The 22,945-nt window shown below is 35.4% G+C and carries 21 protein-coding genes, 1 pseudogene and 1 riboswitch; of the genes and pseudogenes, 17 read left to right on the forward strand and 5 right to left on the reverse strand.

Annotated elements, in window-relative coordinates:
- Positions 1-139 precede the first annotated feature (139 nt).
- Positions 140-1,342 carry a chromate efflux transporter gene (chrA, locus tag NYE52_RS11475; protein ID WP_341193179.1) on the forward strand — a complete coding sequence of 401 codons (1,203 nt, stop codon included), beginning with the start codon at positions 140-142 and terminating at the stop codon, positions 1,340-1,342.
- Between the two features lie 58 nt (positions 1,343-1,400).
- Here chrA and ribH read toward each other — a convergent pair whose 3' ends face one another.
- The 3 genes and pseudogenes from ribH to ribE all read right to left on the reverse strand — a co-directional run bounded on the left by ribH (position 1,401) and on the right by ribE (position 3,181).
- On the reverse strand, positions 1,401-1,874 hold the full coding sequence (ribH, locus tag NYE52_RS11480; protein WP_341193180.1) for a 6,7-dimethyl-8-ribityllumazine synthase: 474 nt from the start codon (positions 1,872-1,874) through the stop codon (positions 1,401-1,403).
- A gap of 30 nt (positions 1,875-1,904) precedes the next feature.
- A pseudogene (ribB, locus tag NYE52_RS11485) lies at positions 1,905-2,495 on the reverse strand (3,4-dihydroxy-2-butanone-4-phosphate synthase); the annotation flags it as partial.
- A 32-nt stretch (positions 2,496-2,527) separates the two neighbouring features.
- The gene (ribE, locus tag NYE52_RS11490) at positions 2,528-3,181 is read right to left on the reverse strand and encodes a riboflavin synthase (protein WP_341193181.1); all 654 of its coding nucleotides are present in this window, start codon (positions 3,179-3,181) and stop codon (positions 2,528-2,530) included.
- Positions 3,182-3,581: 400 nt separating this feature from the next.
- Positions 3,582-3,773, reverse strand: a riboswitch (FMN riboswitch).
- A 181-nt stretch (positions 3,774-3,954) separates the two neighbouring features.
- Here ribE and NYE52_RS11495 point away from each other — a divergent pair.
- The 14 genes from NYE52_RS11495 to dacB all read left to right on the forward strand — a co-directional run bounded on the left by NYE52_RS11495 (position 3,955) and on the right by dacB (position 18,264).
- Positions 3,955-4,719, forward strand: coding sequence for an MBL fold metallo-hydrolase (locus NYE52_RS11495; RefSeq protein ID WP_341193182.1), 765 nt, complete (start codon positions 3,955-3,957; stop codon positions 4,717-4,719).
- Between the two features lie 644 nt (positions 4,720-5,363).
- Positions 5,364-5,804, forward strand: a complete 441-nt coding sequence (locus tag NYE52_RS11500; RefSeq protein ID WP_341193183.1) for a cell wall hydrolase — start codon at positions 5,364-5,366, stop codon at positions 5,802-5,804.
- A gap of 210 nt (positions 5,805-6,014) precedes the next feature.
- Positions 6,015-6,416: a collagen-like protein gene (locus NYE52_RS11505; RefSeq protein WP_341193184.1), complete on the forward strand. Its 402-nt coding sequence runs from the start codon at positions 6,015-6,017 to the stop codon at positions 6,414-6,416.
- 238 nt (positions 6,417-6,654) lie between these two features.
- Positions 6,655-7,509, forward strand: coding sequence for a protein-glutamine gamma-glutamyltransferase (locus NYE52_RS11510; RefSeq protein WP_341193185.1), 855 nt, complete (start codon positions 6,655-6,657; stop codon positions 7,507-7,509).
- A gap of 131 nt (positions 7,510-7,640) precedes the next feature.
- Positions 7,641-7,853, forward strand: coding sequence for a YjcZ family sporulation protein (locus tag NYE52_RS24745; RefSeq protein WP_445669109.1), 213 nt, complete (start codon positions 7,641-7,643; stop codon positions 7,851-7,853).
- Between the two features lie 460 nt (positions 7,854-8,313).
- Positions 8,314-9,069, forward strand: coding sequence for an exodeoxyribonuclease III (locus tag NYE52_RS11520; RefSeq protein ID WP_341193186.1), 756 nt, complete (start codon positions 8,314-8,316; stop codon positions 9,067-9,069).
- Positions 9,070-9,518: 449 nt separating this feature from the next.
- Positions 9,519-10,493 (forward strand): ring-cleaving dioxygenase, encoded by a 975-nt coding sequence (locus tag NYE52_RS11525; RefSeq protein ID WP_341193187.1) that lies wholly within the window; start codon positions 9,519-9,521, stop codon positions 10,491-10,493.
- Positions 10,494-10,566: 73 nt separating this feature from the next.
- Positions 10,567-11,367: an HAD family hydrolase gene (locus NYE52_RS11530; protein WP_341193188.1), complete on the forward strand. Its 801-nt coding sequence runs from the start codon at positions 10,567-10,569 to the stop codon at positions 11,365-11,367.
- A gap of 97 nt (positions 11,368-11,464) precedes the next feature.
- Positions 11,465-12,523, forward strand: coding sequence for an undecaprenyldiphospho-muramoylpentapeptide beta-N-acetylglucosaminyltransferase (locus NYE52_RS11535; RefSeq protein ID WP_341193189.1), 1,059 nt, complete (start codon positions 11,465-11,467; stop codon positions 12,521-12,523).
- Between the two features lie 149 nt (positions 12,524-12,672).
- Positions 12,673-14,007: a DEAD/DEAH box helicase gene (locus NYE52_RS11540; RefSeq protein WP_341193190.1), complete on the forward strand. Its 1,335-nt coding sequence runs from the start codon at positions 12,673-12,675 to the stop codon at positions 14,005-14,007.
- Between the two features lie 47 nt (positions 14,008-14,054).
- A complete protein-coding gene (locus NYE52_RS11545) occupies positions 14,055-14,639 on the forward strand; it encodes a branched-chain amino acid aminotransferase (RefSeq protein ID WP_341193191.1) in 585 nt (194 codons plus the stop codon).
- Between the two features lie 54 nt (positions 14,640-14,693).
- Positions 14,694-15,728 carry an STAS domain-containing protein gene (locus NYE52_RS11550; protein ID WP_341193192.1) on the forward strand — a complete coding sequence of 345 codons (1,035 nt, stop codon included), beginning with the start codon at positions 14,694-14,696 and terminating at the stop codon, positions 15,726-15,728.
- A 117-nt stretch (positions 15,729-15,845) separates the two neighbouring features.
- Positions 15,846-16,655 (forward strand): Fpg/Nei family DNA glycosylase, encoded by an 810-nt coding sequence (locus tag NYE52_RS11555; protein ID WP_341193193.1) that lies wholly within the window; start codon positions 15,846-15,848, stop codon positions 16,653-16,655.
- Positions 16,656-16,773: 118 nt separating this feature from the next.
- Complete coding sequence (dacB, locus tag NYE52_RS11560) at positions 16,774-18,264, forward strand: D-alanyl-D-alanine carboxypeptidase/D-alanyl-D-alanine endopeptidase (protein ID WP_341193194.1); 1,491 nt, start codon at positions 16,774-16,776, stop codon at positions 18,262-18,264.
- Positions 18,265-18,328: 64 nt separating this feature from the next.
- Here dacB and NYE52_RS11565 read toward each other — a convergent pair whose 3' ends face one another.
- Both NYE52_RS11565 and NYE52_RS11570 read right to left on the reverse strand, forming a co-directional pair.
- Positions 18,329-19,273 carry a nucleoside hydrolase gene (locus NYE52_RS11565; protein WP_341193195.1) on the reverse strand — a complete coding sequence of 315 codons (945 nt, stop codon included), beginning with the start codon at positions 19,271-19,273 and terminating at the stop codon, positions 18,329-18,331.
- A gap of 253 nt (positions 19,274-19,526) precedes the next feature.
- Positions 19,527-20,153: a ribonuclease H family protein gene (locus tag NYE52_RS11570; RefSeq protein WP_341193196.1), complete on the reverse strand. Its 627-nt coding sequence runs from the start codon at positions 20,151-20,153 to the stop codon at positions 19,527-19,529.
- Positions 20,154-20,312: 159 nt separating this feature from the next.
- Between NYE52_RS11570 and NYE52_RS11575 the strand changes: the two genes are divergently transcribed.
- Both NYE52_RS11575 and NYE52_RS11580 read left to right on the forward strand, forming a co-directional pair.
- Positions 20,313-22,073: a sensor histidine kinase gene (locus NYE52_RS11575; RefSeq protein WP_341195171.1), complete on the forward strand. Its 1,761-nt coding sequence runs from the start codon at positions 20,313-20,315 to the stop codon at positions 22,071-22,073.
- Complete coding sequence (locus NYE52_RS11580) at positions 22,066-22,806, forward strand: LytR/AlgR family response regulator transcription factor (RefSeq protein WP_341193197.1); 741 nt, start codon at positions 22,066-22,068, stop codon at positions 22,804-22,806. The genes NYE52_RS11575 and NYE52_RS11580 overlap by 8 nt, the downstream gene beginning before the upstream one ends.
- Positions 22,807-22,945: the final 139 nt, after the last annotated feature.

Consider the following 22,945-nt stretch of genomic DNA (forward strand, 5'->3'; position numbering starts at 1 on the left):
ACATCAAATGATGAAAAGAAAACTTTTAATTCATCATTTGATGTTTTATTAATTTTTTGTAAATTTTTCGTTAATTAACTTGGTTAAAAAGATATCGTCCTATATGATAAAGATTACAAATTTTATTGGAGGTATCTCATTGGAAAAAGCAAAGCAATGGAAGAAAAGTAAAACTTTTTTAGAAATTTTACTCATTTCCACAAAGTTAGGGTTCACTTCATTTGGAGGACCAGTTGCACATTTAGGTTATTTTCATGATGAATATGTACGACGAAGGAAATGGTTAGACGAAAAAAGCTATGCTGATTTAGTCGCTCTTTGTCAATTTCTACCTGGTCCAGCAAGCAGTCAGGTTGGGATAGGGATAGGAATTTTACGAGGAGGGCTCCTCGGCGGGATTATTTCTTTTTTAGGATTTACGCTTCCTTCTGTGATTGCTCTAATGATCTTTGCTAGTGTTATAGAGGGCTTAGATATAGGGAACGCAGGTTGGATACATGGTCTTAAAATTGTTGCGGTTGCCATTGTTGCACATGCAATACTGGGTATGGCAAAGAATTTAACACCAGACTTAAAAAGAAAGACGATAGCACTCTTTGCATTAGTACTTACACTCTTATGGCAAAGTGTCTTTTCCCAAGTAGGGGTAATTATATTATCAGCTTTAATCGGCTATTTTCTATATAAGCAGCAAGCAATGCAGCAAAATCATGCAGAAGTCACTTTTCCAATTTCAAAAAGAGTAGCAAGTGTATCATTACTGCTATTTTTTGCCCTTCTTTTCCTTTTACCAGTTATTCGGGAGGTATTTGCATACCCATGGATTGCCATGTTTGATAGTTTTTATCGTTCTGGCTCTCTTGTATTTGGAGGAGGACATGTAGTTTTGCCTCTTTTAGAGCGTGAATTTGTCCCTGGTGGATGGTTAAGCGAAGAGGCATTTCTTGCAGGATACGGTGCAACACAGGCAGTTCCTGGTCCTTTATTTACATTTGCTGCATATATTGGAACCGTCTTGAATGGATGGGGAGGGGGATTACTTGCGACATTCGCCATATTTCTTCCAGCCTTTTTATTAATTCTTGGAACACTCCCATTCTGGAATTCCTTAAGAACGAATCCGAATATTCAAGGGGCTCTAATGGGCGTAAATGCTGCGGTTGTTGGTATTTTAATCTCTGCTTTTTATCATCCTATTTGGACTAGCAGTATTATAGATGCAAGCGACTTTGCTTTTGCAGCCATTTTATTTTCGATGTTAGTTTATTGGAAGCTACCACCATGGATTATTGTTATTACTGGCGCAATTGGTGGAATGCTACTTTCTTATTTACCAATTTAATATTCAAATAGAACCTATAAACGAGTGATTGAATCTCGCTTATAGGTTTTTTCTTTTTTTAAGCTTGTGTTAACTCGTTATATAAATTACCCATTTCAATCGCATTAACCGCAGCTTCCCAGCCTTTATTTCCAGCTTTTGTGCCTGCTCGTTCGATTGCTTGCTCAATATTTTCTGTAGTAAGAACACCAAAGATAACAGGAATTTCCGTACTTAACGAAACATTTGCTACACCTTTTGCCACTTCGTTACTTACATAGTCAAAATGAGGGGTAGCCCCGCGAATAACCGTACCAAGGGTGATAATTGCATCATATTTACCAGACGCAGCTAGTTTTTTGGCAGCTAAAGGAATTTCATATACACCAGGAACCCACATTACAGAAATATCATTCTCATTTACGCCATGACGATTTAACGCATCTTCCGCTCCAGATAAAAGTCTAGTCGTAATAAATTCATTAAAGCGGGACACAACAATCCCAATTTTTAAGCCAGTTCCTATTAAATTTCCTTCAAATACTTGTTTCATTATTTATTCCACCTTTTGTAATAAATTTTGTCGATATTGTATTAAATCTTGAATCGTAATCATTTTTAAAGCAAATTTATCAGCAATTACCTTCAAGTCGTTCACTCTTGCCATTGTTCCGTCTTCTTTTAGAATTTCACAAATAATTCCAACTGGTTTCGCTCCAGCAAGCAGTGCTAAATCAACTGCAGCTTCGGTATGTCCATCGCGATTTAGCACGCCGCCATCCTTTGCAATAAGAGGAAAGATGTGACCTGGTCTTGTAAAGTCATTAGCAATGCTATCTGACTCAACTAGTTTGCTTATTGTATAGGCGCGTTCAAATGCACTAATTCCTGTTGTTGTCTCTTTATGATCAATACTGATTGTAAATGCAGTGCTTCTCGGATCACTACTATTTGTAACCATAGGAGGGAGGTGTAATTTATCTGCTAATGCTTGTTGAATGGGAACACAGATTAAACCACGCCCCTCTTTTGCCATGAAATTGATCATTTCTGGAGTGACATGATCCGCCAATCCAATGAAATCTCCTTCATTTTCCCGATCTTCATCATCACAAACAATTACTACTTTGCCTTTTTTTAAATCAGTTAAAGCATTTTCAATGGAATCAAACATCGTTTTCTTCCTTTCGTAAAATAAATTTATTATTAAAAACCATTTTCTCTTAAAAATGAAGCAGTTAGTTTTGATTCTCTTTCAATGATTGGAGCTTTGTCTCTATTCATAAAGGAATAAAAATATTTGGCCAAAAGATCAAATTCGATGTTAACAAGCTCACCTTTTCGCTTATTCCCAATCATGCTGACTTTAGAAGTATGTGGAATAAGCGATACATAAATAGAGTTAGAAGTCGTTTTAAAAATGGTCAAACTGGTTCCGTCAATGGTGATAGAGCCTTTATCCATTGTTAGGTGTACTTGATCCTCTGGAATCTGAATTTCTACTAAGGTGCTATTTTCTACCTTTTTTGTTGAAAGAATCATACCTGTACAATCAACATGACCAGAAACAAAGTGCCCACCAAACCTCCCGTTGGCAGCCATTGCACGTTCTAAATTAACACCTGTTCCACTATTTAAAAGTCTAAGGGTTGTATCATGAAACGTGTTTGGCATGACATCGACTGTAAAGAGATTGGGCTCAAAGGATGTGACCGTTAAACAGACACCATTAATGGCAATACTGTCACCAATTTTCATATCCTCCATAATTTGTTCTGCTTGTATGGTTATGGAAATCGAGTGACCCGTTTTTTTATTATGCTTAACTATACCTAATTCTTCAACTAGTCCAGTAAACAAAGGAAATTCCTCCTTTCTGCAGCGTGTATTTTAAAGCTCTTAAATAGGTCAAGGGGGTCCAGACATTTTTAAATGTGTAGGAAAATTACAAAATAAAAACCCCGTATAAAAATTTATACGGGGTCTAATACATACTTAAATAAACGTATCGTACAATCGAACAGCTGTTTTTTCATTGATTGTTGTTTGCAATAATACTGTCAATAGGCATCAATTCCATTCTTTTTTGAAAAAGAATGGATGATTCTTAAGCTTCAATATATTTAGAACCGTAACTAATACTTGAGTCCACATTATTACAGCATCACCAAATACAACAATACAAATCGTTAGAAAAACAGGAAAAAGAAATGCGAATAATCTTTTCCATTCTATACATCATACCATCTTGTTTATTGTTAATTGCCTTCTCCCATCCAGACTTTACTGTCGGCTTTGGTTTCTCACCAAATCCACCGTTTTATAAATTGGCCCTATGTAAATAGGTCTGCCATTAGCCAATAATAAATCTTATAAAACGGGTCACGGGCTTAGAGTTTTACGCACACTCATCACCGCCGGTTGGGAATTTCACCCGACCCCGAAGGCGACCACACTTATTGTGTAATCATAACTATTTAATTAATTGTATCGTACACTGTTTCATTTGAATTATCAATTATTTTCTCTTAAACGCAATATTTACACTACAAGGAAAGGGATAACTTAACTAGATAAAATGTGTTTCTTTTCTTGATTTGGTCAAACTAAAAATAAAAAGTGGGGGCATAAGAATGAAAATTGCAGAAAATGTTTTCGGCTATCGAACAGCAATTGTTAACATAGCTTATATAGCAGGATTAGGATCTACAAAAAAAGATTGGGTACTGGTAGATACAGGGGTGCCCTATTCAGCGCCGTTTATTTTGAAAAATACGAAGAAACTTTTTAACGAAAAAAAACCACTAGCAATCATTTTGACACATGCTCATTTCGATCATATCGGTGCACTACAGACACTTGTGCATGAGTGGAATGTTCCTGTATATATCCATGAGAAAGAAATTCCCTATTTAGAAAGCAAGAAGAAATATCCGCCACCTACACCATTTAAAGAAAAAGGGATGATGTCCTTTCTTTCGCCGTTTTATCCACGAGATGGGATTGATTTTCATTCCAGAATTAAGCCTATATCAAGCGAGCATTCCTTAGCATTTTTAGAAGGCTGGGAGTGGATATACACGCCTGGGCACACGAATGGACATATTTCCTTATTTAGAGAAAAAGATCGGTTACTTCTTGCAGGAGATGCACTGATTACAGTCAAACAAGAATCACTTTTTGCAGTCTTAACACAGGAAAAAGAGATTCATGGACCGCCAGCATACTTTACACCAGACGTAGAAACTAGCATCATATCGATAAAGAAGCTCCTAGCACTAGACCCACAAATTTTATATACAGGGCATGGAGTACCGATGTATGGAAAAGAGATAAGAGAAGGAATTAGTGACCTTCTTTATCAGCATTCTGAAGAAGCTGTAGTAAAAGGAGGATAGAAAAGGTGGAGATATTGCTAATCTTAAAAGAGAAGAATGGTACAATGCAAATTAAAAGGAAATAGTGATCCATAAATCTTTCGAGTCTCTGATGTCATCAATTGAAAATATATACTTCATTAACAAAACATAAGGTTAATATTTCTATCATTGAAAAAGCAGTCTAGAAAACAAAAATTTATGCCAATTAATCATTCGATATATTTTAATGATAAGCGTCTAAAACCTTGATATATAAAGGATTAGACGCTTTCTTTATTATAAGAAGGTTTATCGAATATTTTTTAAGTTAGACTGGAATACGAAATTTTGACTGGATCAATTACTAGTGAATAACTTTCCAACAAAAGTGGGGCATTAACATAAACACTCGACCACGAATTGTAATCAGTGATCAAATTGCATCAATCTCGACTTATATAAAAATAGATACAATATTCCTGTAAAAAGTGAAAGCTTCTATTGTGATAGAATACACTTAAACTATCGGAGAACATCTTTTGCATTTTATTAAGTTAAATAGGATCCATTTTGCACAGGCTATTCACTTAAATCAACCAAACTATAAAAAACTAAGGATGAAAATTTCAAAACAAGGTCATATAGGATGTTTTTTTTTCGTACAATATTTTGGAGGTGGAAAAATGGCAAGAATAGCTTACAGAGATTCAGATATTGATTTAATGGCCAGAATGATGAGAGCTGAAGCTGAAGGTGAAGGAAACCAAGGAATGCTATATGTCGGAAATGTAATCGTAAACCGTGTTATAGGAAATTGTTTAGACTTTAAAGATGTAAGAACCGTTAAACAAGTAATTTTCCAAGTGCAAGGGGGAAATTATTCTTTTGAAGCTGTTCAAAAAGGCAATGTCTTTTACCAAAGAGCAAGAGAGTCGGAAAGAAGATTAGCACTTCAGAATGTGAAATACTGGAGAGATCACCCAGCAAGATTTGCTTTATGGTACTTTAATCCAAGTGGAGCGTGTCCTCCAACTTGGTATGACCAACCTTTTACTGGTCAATTTAAACAACATTGTTTTTATGAACCAAAGGCTGGTACATGTGATAGTGTTTATAAAGGATGAGAATTATGAATAGGCTGAAAACATGCATGGATTAATTTTGCATCTTTTTGGCTTTTTTGAATTTTAATATATTACCAAACACATATTTGTAGTTGCAAAATATTTTCTGTAGAAATTGGGCGGTCCTTAATACAGCGAATAAGCTTCACAAAATACAGGAAAACATACAATACTTTAGAGATTTATTAAATATAAGGTGGTTATGTTTGAATGTCTAATCAAGAAGTCTATCCCGCTGCAAATGTTAATCAACAATCAGAGAGACAATTTCTGAATTTTCTACTCCCACCTCCTCCAGCACCTGGATTTGGAGGACCGCCAGCTATTCCTGGTTTCTCAGGACCTGGATTACAGCCTTCACAAGCTCCAACGGCTCCTCCTCCACCATTTATTCCTCAACAAGCCGTTGCATCGCCATTTGCTATAGATCCAGGAGCAATTAGCTTATGCATGTTTCGTAATACCTTTATATGGCTAAGTAATGGTCAGGGATTTTGGTTTTATCCTATTATCATAGGTCCAAGATCTGTCGCCGGTTTCAGATGGAACGGAAGATTTTGGATGATTTTTGGTATTGATACAAGAAGAATTGTTTCGTTTACATGTTTCTAAATAACATATTTGAGGTGATGCTTGATAGAAGTATCACCTCAAATATGTTATTTGCGATTTAGTTTTCATTAAATTAAATAGGATTGAAATTGCAATAATTAATGGAAGAACTAACTCCAATTAATATAAAACACAGAAATTTGCACTCAATATGCAAATACCATTACATTTTTAAAAGGTGAGGGGAATATCTTAGATTATACCCCCTAGAAGAAAACAGTGGTGAATGGAGGAACAAATGATACAAATATCAGGAACAACCTTTCAACCTCAAGATAATTGGCCATTGGAGCAGACGGAAAAAGATATTTTGCAGTATATGCATGATGATCATATCATCTATCCTTATCCTTCTTTAGAGGAATTGCAGTTCGAAATTAAAATGCGCAAGAATATCATTAATAGTGCAAAAGAAATGAATGAAACAGAGGCTCAGTTTACGATTTTCGAGCAAGCACGGTGCAACCCTGATTACTGGCAATTAACGATGGCTGGTGGTTTTTTAATGAGAAGAGATGTGCAACCATCTGATGCCATTATGGATATTTATAAGAACAGTTCGCAGTATGCGTTTGAATGCGCAACTGCTTCTGTCATTATCTATTACTATGCTACATTACAGACTATAGGAAAACATCTATTCAATGCTTATTTTCAAAATCTATATCTTTACAGTTGGCATGCAGATACTGACCTCGGTCTAGTAACCTTTCATTCAAGTAGTTTTTTACCTGGTGACATTGTTTACTTTGAAAATCCAGACTTTGATTTAAAAACACCTTGGTTTAGAGGATTAAATGCTATTATTCTTGAAGATGGAAGATTTTTCGGACATGGGTTTTCCATAAAGACGAATAATGAAATCATTCAGGTACTTAATGAAAGGAGAATAACAGGAAGTAATCGTTCTGCTGTCCTGACAAGTTTGGTGACAAGGCCATCATTTACCCAATTATCAAGATTAGCAAAAGGGCAAACGAGAAGTATTGCATTCAAACCCCAATTACCTGTTGTGCATCATAATTACAGTTCCATATCCACACTAAGATATCAGAATTATCTAACACAGTTGGGATATCTGTTCAAAGGCTGATTCTGTTTATTGATTTGTAAATATCGTTTCGAATTAATGGGTACATACCCATTTTTCAGTAGACGGGCTCCATTTTCACTTTTGAGAGTATCATGTAGTGATAACCTTACTATAAGAAAGGATGTATGATAATGTACGCTAACGTAAATGCACCTCCAACTCAAGGTGCGAATGTTCCTCCACAGCCGAACACGTCGCCTGCTTTTTTTATGAATGCTCCATCTTTCCCTACCTACACAGCACCAGCTTACAGTTATTGCGGCCCAACCTATCAAAAGAATGACTTTGTCTTAGTTGTCGTGTTGTTTATTTTATTAATCATTGTGGGAGCTTTTATTTGTTAATAATGTCTACGTCTTATATTCACAAATTAAACAGTTACATCCCTAATAAATTTAAATAAAAAATATTAAGTTTTATTGGAACTTACTAGAAAGACGATGCTAACAATTGCTAACATCGTCTTTATTTATATATAAAATAGGAGATCGTCTGCTAAATTGTTATAGACTAAAGAATGAACAAATATAATTTAAACAATTATACGTTTGGATACATACGAGTGTACTGACTTCTCTTGTGATGAAATATGAATAGCTACGAAAAGGGTTATTGTCAGCAAAAAATTAATAGGACATTTACGCATATTTTAAAATAGACATAGAGCGCATTTTTTATATTGGTATATTTAGAGTTGCGCTAGTATATAAATAGCCTTTTCTTCCAAGATATAATCCTTTAACGAATCCTTATTTCATGATACTCTTATTAATTAGAAGATTGATATAGTTAGGAGTATTTTTTATGAAATTAGTAACTTGGAATGTTAATGGAATTAGAGCCTGTGTGAAAAAAGGCTTTTTGGATTTTTTCCAGCAAATAGATGCAGATATCTTTTGTCTTCAAGAGACAAAGCTGCAAGAAGGACAAATTAAACTAGAATTAGAAGGCTACCACCAGTTTTGGAATTATGCAGAAAGAAAGGGCTATTCAGGAACAGCTGTTTTTACAAAGGAAAAACCCCTTTCTGTTCAGTATGGCATCGGAGAAGACTTTGAAGAATTAGAAGGAAGAACCATTACGTTAGAGTTTGAAAACTTCTTTCTACTAAATGTATATACACCAAATTCAAAGCGAGATTTAAGCAGATTGTCCTATCGAGTAGAATGGGAAAAACAACTAAAGCAATATATTTTATCACTAGAAGCAGTGAAGCCGGTAATTTATTGTGGCGATTTAAATGTAGCCCATCAAGAAATCGACTTAAAAAATCCGAAGCCGAATATTGGTAATTCAGGCTTTACTACAGAGGAAAGAGGGGAAATGACTAGCTTATTACAATTAGGATTTGTAGATAGCTTTAGATATTTATACCCAGAACGATCTGATGTGTACACATGGTGGAGCTATATGGCAAAGGTTAGAGAAAGAAATATTGGGTGGAGAATTGACTATTTTATCGTCTCTAATCAATTAAAAGACAATATTTCTGATGTAAATATCCATTGTGATGTAATGGGAAGCGACCATTGCCCTGTGCAACTTGAAATCCAAATATAATATAATTAAAGGGCATCATTTTAGCTAACATTCTAAAGAGATAATTATATCCTTAGAATGAAAGGCAAATGCCCTTTTTCCACTTTGTCTAAATTACCTATAACTATTTAGTGGTTAGTAAAGCTTAACAATGGAACAATATATATTATCATAGATTCATCCATACATATTGGGGGGCACTGAAAAACTGCAATATAATCATTATTGTTGGTGACCGACTTTTAATTTCGGGTATTTCATTTGTTTTCCGAGGCGACACCTCGCTTTCCATGGTGCGAGCGCCGATCCTCCTGCTAGGTCTCGGACTTACTTGCAGCTCCTATAGGAGTCGAGCTATCACCTCTACAAACCAACTAGTATTCGCTTTCAAATAAATAAATCCTTATTTAATTTGGAAAAAATATACTTTTTTCAGAGCCCTCACATAATGAGAAGGAGGAACTTTTTATATGAACTTAAAAGGAATTCATCATGTTTCTGCCATGACAGCGAAAGCAAAAGATAATTATGCCTTTTACACAAATGTACTAGGACTCCGATTAATAAAGAAAACGGTTAATCAAGATAATCCTTCTGTCTACCATCTATTTTATGGAGATGAACAAGGAAATCCTGGGACAGAGCTCACGTTTTTTGAAATACCCCATATGGCACCTAACAGAGAAGGAGTAAGCAGTATTTCAGCAACCTCGCTTCGAGTGCCAAGTGATAAAGCATTAGATTACTGGGTAAAACGTTTGGATGAGTTTGGTGTTACGCATGGGGAAATCACAGAAAGAGCTGGACGATTGACATTGGAATTTAGAGACTTTGAGACACAGCGATTTTTCTTCGTTTCAGATGAGCATGATACCGGGGTAAAAGCAGGCATTCCATGGGATAAAAGCCCGGTTCCAACTGAATTTGCAATCACAGGTCTTGGTCCTGTGCAATTAACGGTACGTCGTTCAGCGTCTACTATTAGCGTGTTAACTGATTTACTTGGCTTTCGCTTAAAGGATACCTATCCATCCACTTTCGAAAATCAGCCTCCTATACAAGTATTTGAGACAGGCGAGGGAGGTTCTGGCACAGAAATCCATCTAGAGGAACGCACAGATTTAAAGGTACAGCGGCTTGGAAGAGGTGGCGTACACCATGTAGCCTTTCGTGCTGATAATGAGGAAGAATTACACACTTGGATAGAAAAAATTAATGATTCACGCTTCCAAAATTCAGGCTTCGTTGATCGATATTATTTTAAGTCCCTCTATTTTAGAGAACCGAACGGAATCTTATTTGAAATTGCAACAGATGGACCTGGATTTGCTACAGATGAAGCAGTTGAACATTTGGGAGAATCACTTGCACTTCCACCATTTTTAGAGCCAAAACGAGCAGATATAGAAGCCATATTAGAACCACTAGATACGAGCAGTAAATAATCACAAAGAAAGCAATAATATATGCTAAAATAGAGAAAGTATCATTGTTGGAATTGCTAGGGGGAAAAAGAAAATGAAATGTGTATCCATTGATTTAGATGGTACTTTACTAGATGACCATCATCAAATATCAGAAGCAAATCGAAATGTTATTCAAAAATTAAAGGATCGTCATATTGATGTAATTTTAAATACAGGACGCCAATACGCAGATGTAATCAAAGTAGATGGTGTGAAAGAATTAGAGCTTCCGATTTTTTGCTTAAATGGCAGCATGATGTATGATGAAACAGGAAACCTGCTATATGAAACACAAATTTCGATTGACTTATATCAAACCTTGCTAAAAGCATTGCAAAAGCTTGAGGTAGGGATTCTCGTTTATACAAATCAAGGCGGATTTCCAGGAACATTGCCAATGCTTCGTGGGAAATCTTGGGATGAGATTCAAGCACTTTTCGATCAACAAGATTATGAGTCAATCCTTCATTTAAAAGATCTTAAAATCTACAAATTAATCGCTGTTGTCGATGAAACGCAATTGGAGAAAATTGATAAAGTGAAAGAAGCTTTAAAAAAGCATGATACAATTTCTTACTCTTCATCTTTTCCAAATAATTGTGAAATCACTTCAAGTGAAGCGCAAAAAGGAAAAGCAATTAGACGTTATGAAAATCTGCGAAACCTTTCCTTTGATGAGGTATATTCTTTTGGGGATGGCGGTAATGACCTAACCCAATTTGAAGTATCAACAAGATCCTTTGCGATGGAAAATGCACCAGAAGAAATAAAAAAAAGAGCAAGTGATATTACGAAGAGTAACAACGAAGATGGCGTAGCATATGCGATTGAAGAGATTCTGAAATTAGTGTAATCATCATATACTATGACTATTTAAAGCCAGATTCCTTATGATAACATCTGGCTTTTTCGCTGCGAAAATGGAAAAAAGAATAGGAGTCTGATACATTTTGAAAAAAATCGTGTTTACTGGTGGGGGTTCAGCTGGGCATGTTACCCCGAATATTGCCATCATTAATGAGTTAAATAAACAAGACTGGGATATTTCCTATATCGGCAGCAAAGCAGGAATCGAAAAGGATTTAATTGAGAAAATCGATATTCCTTATCACTCGATTTCAAGTGGGAAGTTAAGAAGATATCTATCAAAAGAAAATATCAAGGACATTTTCAAAGTAATAAAAGGCTGTTATGATGCAAGAAAAGTACTGAAAAAAAGTAAACCAAATGTCGTTTTTTCAAAGGGTGGATTTGTTTCCGTACCTGTTGTCATTGCAGCCCGTCAATTAAAGATACCTGTCATTCTTCATGAGAGTGATTTAACACCTGGATTAGCTAATAAATTATCTGTGCGATTTGCATCGAAAATCTTCACATCTTTTGAAGAAACATTGCAATATCTTCCTACAGAAAAAAGTAAAGCAATAGGATCTCCGATTCGAAAAGAAATACTCTCCGGTTCGGCGGCTAAAGGGAAGCTTTTTCTAGGATTTACTAGTCAAAAGCCGATTCTTACAGTTATGGGCGGCAGCCTAGGGGCAAAAAAAATAAATGAAGTTGTTCGTGATAATTTAGATACACTATTACAAACCTATCAAATCGTCCATCTATGTGGCAAAGGCAATCTTTCAGAAGAGCATTCAGAGATAAAAGGCTATAAGCAATTTGAGTATGTGTATGAGGAGTTAGCCGATATTTTAGCAGCGACGGAAGTAGTCGTTACAAGAGGCGGATCGAATTCTATCTTTGAATTTCTAGCATTACGCATACCAATGGTGATTATTCCGTTAACGAAGCAGCAAAGCAGAGGCGATCAAATATTAAATGGGAAAGTCTTTACGGAAAATGGTTACTCCTATATGATAGAAGAAGAATCGTTAACTAAAGACCATTTCCTTCACACACTCAAAGAAATTCAAGGAAACAGGGCTTTAATGATTGAAAAAATGCAACAGAACAAAAGCAAAAATGCATTAGAGGAAATTATAAAAGAATTAAATCGTTATTAATATAAGCATATGTCAGGCTACAAGTAGAGTTTGCATGTTCAAATCTACCTGTAGTCTTTTATTTATGGTCACTTGATTATTTCTTCAGAAAAAGCCAAAATATATAAATGGTAATTGCTATATTAGCGCAAAGAAAGTAGGTAGGAACAATGCAATCATTTACAGACATCGGATTGTCTTCATCAACAATCGAAAAGCTCAAAAAACAAGGAATAAAACAGCCAACTCCAATTCAAGCAAAGGTTATTCCCCCACTCCTTAAAGGGGTTGATTTAATTGCCCAAGCACAAACGGGTACAGGCAAGACATTTGCATTTGTATTGCCGATTTTAGAAAAAATGGATACCGATGCAAATCACGTTCAAACGCTAATCTTAACGCCAACAAGAGAACTGGCTATTCAAATAACCGCTGAAATCATGAAAATGAAACAAGAAACAGTAAAGGTTCTAGCTGTTTACGGTGGCCAGGATGTGGATAAGCAATTGAAAGTCTTGCAAAATGACGTTTCGATTGTCGTGGCAACACCAGGTAGATTAATTGATCATATTAAACGAGGAACAATTGATCTAAGTAAAATCTCCTATTTTGTATTAGATGAAGCAGATCAAATGCTTCATATTGGATTTTTAGATGAGATAGGCTTTATTATGAGAAAGATACCTAAAGCAAGACAAACTTTATTATTTTCCGCAACAATTTCAAAGGAAGTCGAAAAGCTTGCGAAAAAATATACAAGAAATGCCGAATATTTTACAGTGGAAGCAAAACAAGGTCCAGCGAAAACAGTGAAGCAAGTAAGTATACATACAACGGATCGCGCTAAGCAAGGAACGTTAATGAGCTTAGTGAAGGAAGCAAATCCTTATATGGCAGTAATCTTTTGTCGAACAAAGCGTCGCGTCACAAAATTATATGAAGTATTGCTTGCAAATAAATTTAGCTGTGGCCAATTGCACGGTGATTTGTCGCAAACGAAAAGAGAGCAGGTAATGAAAGCATTCCGAGATGGGAAATTCCAATTATTAATTGCTACAGATGTTGCGGCTAGAGGGTTGGATATTGATGGGATTACCCATGTTTATAATTATGATATCCCAATGGATGCGGAGAGTTATGTGCATCGAATTGGAAGAACGGGAAGAGCAGGCACAGAAGGGTATGCCGTAACCTTTTATTCCTCCGATGATAGACCACTGTTGGATGAAATTGAAGAGCAATTGGATATTAAAATTGAAAAAATACAGCAGCCCAAAAAGACCGACAGTACGAAGAAAGATATAGAAACGAGACCACATGTAAAGAAGGACAAAAGACAAGCTTCTCCTAAGAATAATAGAGAGTCGCAGCGTTCTTCTAAATCGGATAAACAAAGTAATGACAGTAAACGCAAACGTTTCTCAGATAGTAGCAAGAAATCAAGCACATTCCAATCACCTGCAAAAAAACGGACAAAACCAAAGAAAAGAACGGGAAAAAGATAAATTCTTAAATCCAAAAAGGAATTTATCGTTGAAAGGAGCTCATTCCATTGTTAAAAACGGAAATGAAAAATCATCTAGAAAAAGCACAAAAAGAAGGGAAAGTTGTTCTTTTTGAAGAGGAATTGAATTATGTTAGAAAAGAAGAGCTTTCAGAGGTTAATATAGTTGTCGGAAATTCAGCAGAGCGTTTTTCTGATCTATATATGGAGCTTGCGAACAAGGAAACGGACGAAGTAGTAAAGGAAAACGTAGATGTCACTTTCTTAAAGGAAGAAGTTCAATACTTAGAAAAAAATATAGATGTATATCTCTATGTGGAAACAAAAACATTTGAGGTAATTGCTGTTGATTCTATGTCAATAGAAGTAGATTCAGTCTTTGGAACCTATGAAATATTATGTGGCTTAAAATCTCCAAAAAAGAAGGACAAAGAAATCCGTGCATTTATGGAAGAGCATTTAGTAGGAGACGAGACTTATTACCATCTTATGTTTAATGGAAATGACGGAGTATGGGACGTTAATTTCTCTTTAGAAAAAGTCAACGGTTTCCATAAAAATATGGAAATAGGAGAAGCATTAAAATTAGCTTATATCTTTTTATTTTCTTTACAAGAAAGCTTATCTGCTTAAGGTGTAGTAAGTATAAAAGAGAAACATATTCGATTTCGTAAGTGAGGGAGAGAAATGTCAGAAGAAGCGAATCAAAAAGTTCAGATTAATTCTAGTGAATTTTCATGGAATAGGGAGGATGGTGTTTTCCATTTCGATGGATCACCAGCACTCTTGTTTTGGGATAATGCATTTGAGATATTTTTAAGTACGATTATGGAAATTTCCGGACCGGATGCTTCAAATGCTGTCTTTGAAACGACTGGATTCCGCATGGGTCTCCTCGTAAATGACTACTATCAAAATCGTTTTACCATTGAAGAAGTTATAAAGAAATATAGTGAAATATACTCAAGTGCTGGCTGGGGAAATGTTACCGTTACTGACTTTAATAAAGAAGCGAAAACCGTTACGGTACAATTAAAAAACACATGGGAGCACCGAATCTTTCAATCTCTAAATCCTAATCAATCGGCCGTCTTATTGCCAAGTCATTGGGCTGGTGTTTTTAGTGGACTTTTTCAAGAAGATATGTGGTATGAATTAACCCAAAGTCAATCTCAAGGACATGATTATGATGAGTTAAATATATTTGTATCTACAATTACTCCACATCGTAATGTCCATGAAATTGCCAGAGGAAAAGAAGCGAATTACATAAATGAATTAGAATCGATGGTAGAGAAGCGAACGCATGAATTGTCTACTTTAATAAGACATCTATCAACTCCGGTAATGCCTGTTATGCAAGGGATAATAGCAATTCCTCTAATCGGAAAGTTTAATGAAGAGCGTTTTGAAGATTTACTGCAAAAAGGATTGAAGGAATTTTCCGAGCGTCGTGCAAGCTTCCTGCTGCTTGATTTAACAGGGATTAGTGAATTTGATTCCTTTATCATTTTTCGACTACAAGGCTTAGTGAAAGCAATCGAACTAATCGGGGGAGAATGTGTTCTCGTTGGTATTAATCCTTCATTAAGTATGCAAATTATCAACTCTGGTGTGGATATAAAACATATACAAACCTTTGCGACATTAGAGCAAGGCATCCAATACGCCATTGAAGCACTTGGATATCGTATTGAGAAACAAGCTATGCATAAAAAGTAAGATACAGAAGCCATAGATAGGAGAATTAATACCTCCTGACTATGGCTTCTTTTATTTTTATAATAGTTTTCTTTCATCTGGAAAAAATAAGAAGGAAACGTCAAAGGAGAAGATACGATGCCTGAATTACCAGAAATGGAAAATTACAAAATCCAATTAAGTGAATTGATTGTCAATCGACCGATTACTTCTATTGCCATTAATCGTGAAAAATCAATAAATATGCCGATTTCAACCTTCTTAAATCAAATGGAAAATGCATTCATCATACGAATCGAAAGACGCGCCAAACATTTACTCTTTCATTTATCCAATCAAAAGCTCTTGTTGCTTCATTTAATGCTAGGTGGATGGATGTTTTATGGGAAAGAAGACGAGAAGCCAAAACGAACGATTCAGATCCAATTTTCGTTTGGAGAAAAACATCTATATTTTATCGGATTACGCTTAGGGTATCTTCATTTACTTACCATAGAAGAGTGTGAAGAAAAACTTAAAGAGCTTGGTCCAGAGCCTTTTAATCCTACTTTTACGGAGGACCTCTTTATAAACACGGTAAACACGAAGAGAGGTACTTTAAAGCTTAAATTAGTTGATCAACATTTTATCTCTGGCATCGGAAATTGCTATTCCGATGAAATATGTTATGAAGCACAGCTATTGCCAACAAGAAAACTAGAAGACTTAAAGGATCACGAAATAAAGAACCTTTATCGATCTATGAAGAAAACACTAGCGGCCGCAACGAATATAGGCGGATATATGGAGCATCCCTTATATGTAGGCGATACAAAAACAGGGAGCTACAATGACCTTTGCAAAGTATATGATAGAGAAGGGGAAGCATGTCAACGTTGCCAGAATAAAATCAGGATGGTGAAAATTTCTTCTAAAAAAAGTTTTTATTGTCCAGGATGTCAGTTTTAAATATTTTTCCGCATATATTAGGAGTAATTTTTCAAAAAATGGACAGACTATTCCTTTAGCCCGCTTTACGCGCAACTTATCCATGGATGAAAGAATTTGTAAGATAAGGAGTGAGAAAATGGCTTTATTAAAAAAGGGGATATTATTAGTAATGATAATCTCCATTTTCCTATCTGGCAGCACACCTAATGCTTTCTCTTCAAAGGCTTTAGCAGCAGAAAATCATAAAAAAGCAACATTATCTACTGCAATTGAATCACTCTTAAGTACGGAACCAGAGCTTAAAGGGAGCTTAGCAGGTATTAGCATACGTGACCGAGAATCTGGGACTATTCTTTTTGAACATATGAGTGATTTACGCTTAACACCAGCATCCAATATGAAATTATTGACATCAGCAGTTGCCTTAAAAGTATTGGGAGAAGACTATCAATTTATTACGGAAATCTATGGAGATGGAAGAGTGGAAGATGGTCATTTAAAAGGAAATTTATACATAAAAGGGAATGGAGATACAAGCCTACTAGCAACTGATTTAGAAAAGATGGCCAAAGAACTGAAGAATAAAGGAATCCGTTACATTGATGGTAACGTCATTGGTGATGATTCATGGTATGATGATACACCTTATTCCATTGATTTAGCATGGAGTGATGAAACATCTTATTATGGAGCACCAATCTCTGCTTTAACCCTTTCACCGAATAAAGAATATGACGCAGGGACTGTATTGCTGGAAATAAAGCCAGGAAAAAATAGAGGAGATTCTGTTGAGATTACTTCTATGCCCAAAACAACCGAAATCCAACTAGTAAATAAAGCAAAAACCGGTGATAAAGAATCAGGAACTAGCTTGAAAGTTAGAAAAAAACATAATAGTAAAGTAGTAACCATTACAGGAAGGCTACCAATTACTACAACCTTAAAAAAAGAGTGGATTCCTGTTAATGATCCCACTAAATATACATTAGATGTATTTCAGCAAGCATTAAAGAAAGAAGGAATACAATGGAATGGGACAGTCAAAAAAGGGAAAACTCCACAAATAGCCTCCCTTATTACCACCCATTCTTCCATGCCTCTCTCTGAATTACTCATTCCATTGATGAAATTGAGTAATAATACGATTGCAGAAACATTAGTCAAAGAAATGGGCGTCGTTAAAAAAGGGAAAGGGAGTTTTGAAAAGGGTCTGGAGGTTATGGAAGAAGAATTAATAGCATTCCAGCTTGATCCAAAAAACATGCTAATCCGAGATGGATCTGGCATTTCGCCAATCGACTTTATTTCCGCAAATGATTTGAGTCTATTTCTATATGAAGTCCAAGCAGAACCTTGGTTTTCCACTTTCAGTCAAGCATTACCCGTTTCAGGGATGGAAGAACGAATGGTAGGAGGAACACTTAGAAATAGACTAAACTCCGAAAATACAAAAGGGAATGTCTTGGCAAAAACAGGAACCCTTACTGCTGTCAGCACATTATCTGGATACATGGAAAGCAGTAGTGGAAAAAAGTATATCTTTTCCATTTTATTAAACCATCTTGTCGATGAAGAAAAAGGAAAAGATATAGAAGATAAGATTATTGAAACGTTGGCAGAATATTAAATTTTTATTCTAGACCATATTTTTAATCCTTTTGTAAAAAGATTAGAAATATGGTCTTTTTTTATTAATCATTTTTCGCAAGTTTCGCTAAACCTGTAATGTATTCGAAAAACGCATCACGATTTGCATCATAAACAACAGAAACAGGGCGACCTTGTTCACTTAGTAATGTTCTACCTTGGGAAGGTGCTTCTGTTAAAGCGATTGATTTCACTTCTTTCATTTTAACCAATTCTTTTTTTCCAATCGTTGCAGTGGTTAAAACATCCCATAAATAGTAGGTAGAGTTTGTCTCCACATGAACAAGAGGGGGACAAGCTGCATAACATTGCCCAATGAAATCCACACCTGTAAATCTTCTTAATGATGCCCATTGATTACGTACTGAAAGGGTTAGCGGCACTTGATTTGTACTTTCTAATGCCACCATTTCAATCGTTAAATCACTAGCCCACACTGTTGATACTGCCCATGGATCCCAGAAAGCATTCCATTCCGCAGTCCCATCATGCTCCGGTTCTTGGACATTACCAACCTCTAGGAATGTTCCACCCATCCAAACTAATTTCTCAATTTTCGCTTGAATGTCTGGGGCAATCTCTAATGCTCTTGCCAAATCTGTTAACGGGCCAGTAAATAAAAGCGTCGTTTTTTCTGGATTTTCTCTAACTGCTTTAATTAAATGTTCATGTGCAGGAAGTTCACTTTCAGGTGCAACTACTGCACCACTTTCATTTAAAATCGGCAATGCATCTACATAAAAAGTGTGCATTCTCCATTCTTTTGGAAAAGGATTCACTCCACGAGAATTGGATCTAGCAACTTCAATTGTTCCATTACCAAATCGATCAATAATCTTTCTACTTGCACTAATACCAGGCTCTAAATAGCCATCTGCCGGAATAACAGAGACACCAATTAATTCCACTTCATCCATTTGTAGTAGCAGAAAAAGGGAAACTAAATCATCAATTCCTGCATCATGGTTAAAATAAACTTTCTTTGTCAATGACATTCACTCCTATGTATTACAATCATTTTTAAAGCTTATTCTATTATAATAGCAGATTCATACGAATAATTAGTAAAAAAATACTACAAATTTGTTATTTTGCTAGTTTTCTCCTATATAGATATTTAAATTAAGTAGAGATGATTTACCTACATAAAGAAAAAGAACTTAGCAAAATCTCTAAGTTCTTTTTTTATACCTAGATGTGTATTGTTTCCATTATAGATTTGTTATTTACACAATAGGTAAACTATTTACGTCCAAAATCAGCTTTAATTTCCCCATATTTATTCGTATCCCATTTTAAAATCTTGTTTGAATAGGTGTTTTCCTTCAGCCATTTTTCCGCGCGCTCGATTAATTGCCATAATTCCTCTGTACGTTTATCTCTCACAAGGGTTGTGTTTGCTTTTTTATTCCGTACCCAAGCTAGAGCTGTCATACTGTCACTGTATATAGTGGTATTCTTTCCTTCTTTTTGCAGAAGGTTAAGTGCGTGTACAATTCCTAAAAATTCACCAATATTATTCGTTCCAAATACCGGTCCATAATGGAAGATGACTTCTCCGGTTTTCGTATGTACTCCACGATATTCCATCAATCCAGGATTTCCACTGCATGCAGCATCTACAGAAATGCTATTTTCATCAATTGCTTCAAATGTAGTGCTAGACTGTTTTTTAGAGGAAGACCCTTTCGAAGCTGTTTGACCAAAATTTCCACCTTGATTAAAGGCTTTTTCTGCTTCCTCTAAAGTTGGAAAAGATTTAAAAGCGGCTCCTTTAAAACCTTTTGTCTGTTTTTCGCATTCAGCCCAAGTGCGATAAATCCCTGGTTTTCTCCCATTCCATACAACATAATATTTTTTTCCAGCCATTCATTCAACCAACCTTTCAAATCCTATTGGTTAATCATATCATACAAAGGAAGCGAATCACAAAATAGGAAATTAGCCACAAACTAATTGAAAAGGCTTTCTATAAATCTTGTAATTTACTATAATATGGTTGAGTAAAATAGGAGGGTGGGGAATACATTGGTACAGCTACTTCCACTAATGATTGAACGAGTCGGTATTTTAGTTATTTTTGCCTTCTTATTATCGAGAATCAAGATTTTCCGCTCGATTATCCATAAAGAATCACAATGGCAGGATAAGCTCTATTTAATTCTTATCTTTGGTTTATTCGGAATTATCAGCAACTATACTGGGGTAGAAATTTTACAAGGAAGCATCAGTACACATACATGGCAGCATGAACTGGATGTTTCAAGCGCAATTGCAAATACGCGAATCATGGGTGTTGCAATTGGTGGCATGATTGGCGGTCCTATAGTAGGTCTAGGGGTGGGATTAATAGCTGGTCTACACCGCTTAACGCTAGGCGGATTCACCGCGCTCGCCTGTGGATTATCTACCATCATGGCAGGTGTAGTTACCGGTTTTCTTGGCAGGAAGTATTCGATCCAGCAAGATTCGGCCAGCAAGGCTGTAATTATCGGAATAACGATGGAAATTATTCAAATGGTATTCATCCTTCTAATCGCATCTCCATTAAATCTTGCATTTGAACTAGTCAAAATTATCGCCTTTCCGATGATTATCATTAATGGATTTGGGATGTTGATTTTTATTTATATCATTCAAAACATCCTATTAGAAGAGGAAAAAACGAAAGCAGTCCAGACAAATATTGCTTTAAATATCGCACAATCCACATTAGCCTATTTTAGGCAAGGCCTAAACCCTGAGTCAAGTAAACAGGTTGCTAAAATTATGCTTAAAGCAACTAATGCAGATGCAGTATCTATTACAAATAGATCCATTGTTTTAGCACATGAAGGTCTAGGGAGAGATCATCATATTCCTCTTGATAAAACCTCTACAAAACTTACAGAAAAAGTATTAAAAGAAGGACATATATTAATAGCCAAAAATAAAGAGGATATCCAATGCAATAATGAAGATTGCCCACTGCATGCTGCTATTTTATTGCCTCTAAAAGCAAATAATAAAATAGTCGGTTCCTTAAAGCTTTATTTTGCTAACCCAAAAAACATTCAGTTAGTAGAATACACAATGGCAGAAGGTTTAAGTAAATTATTTTCTTTACAGCTGGAATTGGCAGAGGCAGAGCTTCAGCAAAGGCTACTAAAAGATGCTGAGATTAAAGCATTGCAAGCACAGGTTCATCCCCATTTTCTTTTTAACAGTATGAATACTATTTCAGCACTAATTCGTACAGATGGAGAGAAAGCACGGGAAATGATTCGAAAATTGAGTAGTTATTTTCGCAGCAACATTCAAGGCTCGAAAAATATGTTAATCCCTTTAACACAGGAATTAGAACATGTGCATGCTTTTTTAGCATTAGAAGAAGCAAGATTTCCAGATAAATTCATCTTGAAATCGTCCATTGATCCTGAATTAAAAAAAGTGCTTATTCCCCCTTTTACCCTACAGCCTTTAGTAGAAAATGCGATACGTCACGCCTTTTCAAAAGGAACAGTTGGCAATATTACGATATGTGCTTATAAAGAAAAAGATAGAATGGTGCTGATTGCAGAAGATGACGGCAAAGGGATGAGTGAGGATACGCTTTATATGATTGGGCAAAAAACAATTGCATCTAACACTGGTACCGGAACTGCGCTTTGGAATATACAAGAAAGAATAAAAAAAATTTATGGTGATAATGGGAGATTTACTATTGAAAGTGAGTGGAATAGAGGCACAAAGGTCATGATCAAAATACCATTTAAAGAACCATCAATCTGGAGGGGAGCAGATGATTAAAGCATTAATTGTAGAAGACGAACCATTAGCAAGAGATGAATTATGCTATCTATTAAAAAGAAGTAATAAGATAGAGATAATGGGAGAATGTGATTGTCTAGAAACTGCCTTACAATTAATTGATGATCTTGAAATTGATGTGATATTTTTAGATATTGAGCTTGGGGAAGAGAACGGTATGAGCTTAGCCGAACGATTAAAACAAAAGGGAAATACCCCTGAAATTGTCTTTGCAACAGCCTATGATGAATATGCTTTGCAAGCATTTAATGTCAATGCACTTGATTATCTTCTCAAACCATTTGAAGAAGAACGAATTAATCAAACGATTATCAAACTAGTAAAGATGAGGGAGAGAAAGAGTAACAAAGAGCAAGAAAAAAAGCTAACTAAATCTCCGATACATAAAAATAAGCTCGCCATTTCAACGAACGAAAAAATTAAAATCATCGATATAGACAATATCATTTATATTAGTGCACAAAATGGAAAAACATTACTTGTTACCGATGAAGAGGAATTGACTGTTACCTTCACACTAAGTCAATTAGAACAAAAGCTGATAAACAGTCCGATTATGAAAGTCCATCGTTCTTATTTAGTAAATAAAGAGAAAATTTGCGAAATAGAGCCATGGTTTAATTCTACGTATTTATTATGTATGAATAACGGCGAAAAGGTGCCATTGAGTAGAAATTTTACAAAGGAAATCAAACAGTTATTTGGCTTTTAACTAAGTAGTTTTCTAGGAATTAAAAAATAACGGATAAAATCAATGTATTTTATCCGTTATTTTTTGCATCTCAAGTGTATTTCCCTGCATTTTATCATGAAAATGCTTTATCTTCCTTTTCATTTTTTATAATAAAAGC

The sequence above is a fragment of the Niallia sp. FSL W8-0635 genome, assembly GCF_038007965.1.
GTDB lineage: Bacteria > Bacillota > Bacilli > Bacillales > Cytobacillaceae > Niallia.

What these genes read in the sequence shown, in the direction of transcription:
- ribH (WP_341193180.1), bottom strand. Translation starts at nt 1,874, where the DNA reads ATGAAACAAGTATTTGAAGGAAATTTAATAGGAACTGGCTTAAAAATT.
- NYE52_RS11495 (WP_341193182.1), top strand. Translation starts at nt 3,955, where the DNA reads ATGAAAATTGCAGAAAATGTTTTCGGCTATCGAACAGCAATTGTTAAC.
- NYE52_RS11500 (WP_341193183.1), top strand. Translation starts at nt 5,364, where the DNA reads ATGGCAAGAATAGCTTACAGAGATTCAGATATTGATTTAATGGCCAGA.
- NYE52_RS11505 (WP_341193184.1), top strand. Translation starts at nt 6,015, where the DNA reads ATGTCTAATCAAGAAGTCTATCCCGCTGCAAATGTTAATCAACAATCA.
- NYE52_RS11510 (WP_341193185.1), top strand. Translation starts at nt 6,655, where the DNA reads ATGATACAAATATCAGGAACAACCTTTCAACCTCAAGATAATTGGCCA.
- NYE52_RS24745 (WP_445669109.1), top strand. Translation starts at nt 7,641, where the DNA reads ATGTACGCTAACGTAAATGCACCTCCAACTCAAGGTGCGAATGTTCCT.
- NYE52_RS11520 (WP_341193186.1), top strand. Translation starts at nt 8,314, where the DNA reads ATGAAATTAGTAACTTGGAATGTTAATGGAATTAGAGCCTGTGTGAAA.
- NYE52_RS11525 (WP_341193187.1), top strand. Translation starts at nt 9,519, where the DNA reads ATGAACTTAAAAGGAATTCATCATGTTTCTGCCATGACAGCGAAAGCA.
- NYE52_RS11530 (WP_341193188.1), top strand. Translation starts at nt 10,567, where the DNA reads ATGAAATGTGTATCCATTGATTTAGATGGTACTTTACTAGATGACCAT.
- NYE52_RS11540 (WP_341193190.1), top strand. Translation starts at nt 12,673, where the DNA reads ATGCAATCATTTACAGACATCGGATTGTCTTCATCAACAATCGAAAAG.
- NYE52_RS11550 (WP_341193192.1), top strand. Translation starts at nt 14,694, where the DNA reads ATGTCAGAAGAAGCGAATCAAAAAGTTCAGATTAATTCTAGTGAATTT.
- NYE52_RS11555 (WP_341193193.1), top strand. Translation starts at nt 15,846, where the DNA reads ATGCCTGAATTACCAGAAATGGAAAATTACAAAATCCAATTAAGTGAA.
- dacB (WP_341193194.1), top strand. Translation starts at nt 16,774, where the DNA reads ATGGCTTTATTAAAAAAGGGGATATTATTAGTAATGATAATCTCCATT.
- NYE52_RS11570 (WP_341193196.1), bottom strand. Translation starts at nt 20,153, where the DNA reads ATGGCTGGAAAAAAATATTATGTTGTATGGAATGGGAGAAAACCAGGG.
- NYE52_RS11580 (WP_341193197.1), top strand. Translation starts at nt 22,066, where the DNA reads ATGATTAAAGCATTAATTGTAGAAGACGAACCATTAGCAAGAGATGAA.